At 65.8% G+C, this 2949-nt stretch carries 3 protein-coding genes and 1 pseudogene; 2 read left to right on the top strand and 2 right to left on the bottom strand.

What is annotated here, in order from left to right:
* Positions 1-297 precede the first annotated feature (297 nt).
* A complete protein-coding gene (locus AOJ26_RS40225) occupies positions 298-1761 on the bottom strand; it encodes a hypothetical protein (RefSeq protein ID WP_143663706.1) in 1464 nt (487 codons plus the stop codon).
* A gap of 59 nt (positions 1762-1820) precedes the next feature.
* Here AOJ26_RS40225 and AOJ26_RS44795 point away from each other — a divergent pair, with 59 nt between their 5' ends.
* On the top strand, positions 1821-1970 hold the full coding sequence (locus tag AOJ26_RS44795; RefSeq protein WP_256979645.1) for a helicase associated domain-containing protein: 150 nt from the start codon (positions 1821-1823) through the stop codon (positions 1968-1970).
* Between the two features lie 83 nt (positions 1971-2053).
* Here the strand turns inward: AOJ26_RS44795 and AOJ26_RS43710 are convergent, their stop codons facing one another.
* Positions 2054-2395 carry a hypothetical protein gene (locus AOJ26_RS43710; RefSeq protein WP_143663711.1) on the bottom strand — a complete coding sequence of 114 codons (342 nt, stop codon included), beginning with the start codon at positions 2393-2395 and terminating at the stop codon, positions 2054-2056.
* A 344-nt stretch (positions 2396-2739) separates the two neighbouring features.
* Here AOJ26_RS43710 and AOJ26_RS40220 point away from each other — a divergent pair.
* Positions 2740-2949: pseudogene (locus tag AOJ26_RS40220) on the top strand (helicase); the annotation flags it as partial.

The following is a 2949-nucleotide window of genomic DNA, read 5'->3' as shown; positions in this document are numbered from 1 at the left end:
ACCCCACCCCCTTCGTCCCGGCAGACACCGACACCGGCCACCGTGCCGCCGCGCAGCGCTCGGAAGGATCAGAAGTGCCGTTCTCAAGACAGTGGAGCGGAGCGGGGTGTATCGCCCCATGACAGCCGCGCCCCCTGCAGACACCGCCCCGCGGCAGTGACGCTGCCCTTCCCCAGCACCCCACCAGCGAAAACACACCGACCTGACCAGCCGTCACCGACACCAAACCAGCACATCGACCGAGAGCCGGGGCTGGTCGGCAATGGCCGATCTCCCACCTGCTGTTGGTGCGCGCAGTCAGCCGGTCAATGCCTTTACTTCCTTGTCCACGGAGTCAGCAGCAGGAGTCAGGTCCCCATCGAGCGAGTCCAAAATCAGTCCAAGGGCAGCCTGCGGGTAGTACTCGCGTCCGTGCAGCGGCCTGTGACCCGCGCCCTTGAGGCGCGCCAGCATCCCGTTCTCCGCCTCTCGGGCAACTCCCTCAGGAAGGCCGGTGAAGAGCCGATGTCGGGTGTTGTAGCCGTCACGGGCATGCCGCGACAGCCGGACCTCTCCGTCCCCGTTGCTGATGCCGAACTTGACCCCCGGCTTGCCAGTCACCCGGTCGGTGCCGGTCACGACGTAGAACACATCCTTCGGTTTGACGGACCCGGCTTTGGCGGCTTGGCCTGTCCTGGCCTTCCGCTCGGCTGCTGCTGCTGCGCGCGCTTCCTGCGCTCGGGCCCGTTCCTCCCGGTCGGCCTTCTGTTTCTGTATGGCAGCCTCGCGCTCAGCCCGCTCAGCAGCCTCGCGCTCAGCCCGAAGAGAGGGTTCACACGCTTCCGTGTAGTTCCGCTCGGTCGCGTGCACACGCATCACACGCATATAGGCGCGGAAGCGGTCATAGTCGACGCCCGGCTCGAATCGCACGATCGCCTCTGCCATATGCGCCTCGTTTAGCGTGTACTCGCCATCCTCGTGATCGTGATCCTCCCAGCTCGCCTCGACGATGCCCCGGAGTCGCGACGTCTCGATACCTCGCAGGCCGGCCAGGTGGTAGTTGACCTGGATGAGGTATCTGCCGACAGGGTCGTCCCAGAAAGGATCGTATATATCGGGGCCGGGAATGCGACGGTCGGCGTTCTGCGAAACAGCGGCACGGACGCTCCTCAGACGGTGCCGTGAAGCGGCGTACGTTTCGACGCCTACGTCACGCGCAACAGCCCGCAGAGCCGTCACGGCCTGCGCCAGAGCAATTCCTGCAGAAGTGACCGCCTCCATGCAGACAATCACCTCGGCCGATTCGTAGACCTCGCTCGCGCGCGCCTCGACCGCAACTGGGTCTGGCTGCGACTCTTCCACTGGGACGATCGACGCCACACCCGCGAGGGCGGCTAGAAGGTGATCGGCGTCCGCCCACGGGACCGTGATGTGCACGAACCCGGACACAGGGAGCGGGTCGAAGGCGTGGCCATGTCCAGCACCGTACTTACTGTGCTCGCCGTGACAGGTCAGATCGATGCCGACCCGCTCGGCGAGAAGCCGGATCCCTCGAACTGCTTCGTGGGCCCAGCCGTTTCGTATCTTGATGGGCGCGCGACCGTAGCGGTCCAGGTCTCCTTGGTATGGCGGGGCAGGAACCTCAATGAGTACACCACCGTCACCCTCGGCAAGAAACGCTTCCGCGTCCGGAGCACCCCATTCCCTGAGAACCGTTTCAAGGCCCCGCCCGAGCCTCTGCTTCTCATCCTTCGTGTACCTGGACCACCTGCGCACGTGCACGCCGACTCCCCCTCGACGGCCGGGCCACCCAGCCGGGACGGCGACTCTATTCCGCTGCTCTGACACGTCCGCCGAGCAGGCGTAACAGCTACGCCACACAAGAGGAGGCCATGAAATTGGGGGCATGGGTCGATAACGTGCGGCGGAGGGCCGCCAAACTGAGCCCGGGACGGCGCGCCGAGCTCGACGCCCTTGGCATGCGCTGGTGACTTCCGCCCCTTGGCCAGCTCCAGCGGTAGGGGCCCGTCGACGAAGGTGACGGGCCCCAGGCCGATCGAAGCGGGGTATCGGGTTAGCAGGGTTGCACCCACCAGATGGGGGTCCAGTCGATGTATGCGTGCGCTCCCGATTTGATCGTGCCAGCCCAGTTTCCGTTGGCGTAGAACCACTCTGCGTACGTTCCAGGCGTCTGGTTGTTGAACATCTCACCGGGTCCGGAGAGACCGATGGGTACGCGAACGCCGCACTTGTAGACGTCGAAACGGTTACCGAAATCGTCTACGCCGCAGAAGTGCCCGTAGGCGCAGGAGAGAGCTGTGGGCGCAGCTTCGGACGCCTGCGCCGTGCCGAGCGTCGCTCCAATGGCCAGGAGGCTCGCGGCGAGTCCGAGGTTGATCTTTCTGCTGAGGCTCATGACGCCCTTTCGCGCAGATTTATGATGCTTCGGCATCTGACATGTGCAGGGTAGAAAGCCGCTTAGTGGCGCCACAATCCTTTCGAATCTCATCGAAACGACAGGGATGTGTGAGGCGAGAACGCCCTCAGCGGGAACGCCAGCACGCACACGGGACTCCAGCCAACAGCGATCTGCCGTCTGGAACAGCCCCGTGCCAGGCGGCCACACGGACCGGTGAGGACGTCTACGGGGTTCCGCCGTCATGCGTGGAGCGCCGATGCCCGTGCTCGTCACGGGACGGGCGCGCCTGCGCCCACGTGCAGGCCGGGGGCGTTCTTCCGGGCGGGTCCGGCGAGGTGATCGTGCAGGGCGAAGACCTCGGAGCGTGGGTGGTCGCGCAGCGGGCCGTGTGGGACCGGCTGGCGTCGGCACAGCGGTTCTTGGTGGAGATGCTCGACATCGAGCCGCCTGCGGAGGGCGAGGTGGTCGGGCCGGTGCGGCGCTCGCAGGATGAGCTGTGGGAGCGGAACATGGCCGCAGCACGGCAGTTCCACGCGCGGGAGGGACATCTG

This window comes from Streptomyces sp. NRRL B-24085 (assembly GCF_001282115.1).
Taxonomy (GTDB): Bacteria; Actinomycetota; Actinomycetes; order Streptomycetales; family Streptomycetaceae; genus Streptomyces.
This window is presented reverse-complemented; position numbering and strand designations above follow the sequence as displayed.

Excerpts from the sequence above, each read along its gene's own strand:
- AOJ26_RS43710 (WP_143663711.1), bottom strand. The coding sequence starts at position 2,395 with ATGAGCCTCAGCAGAAAGATCAACCTCGGACTCGCCGCGAGCCTCCTG.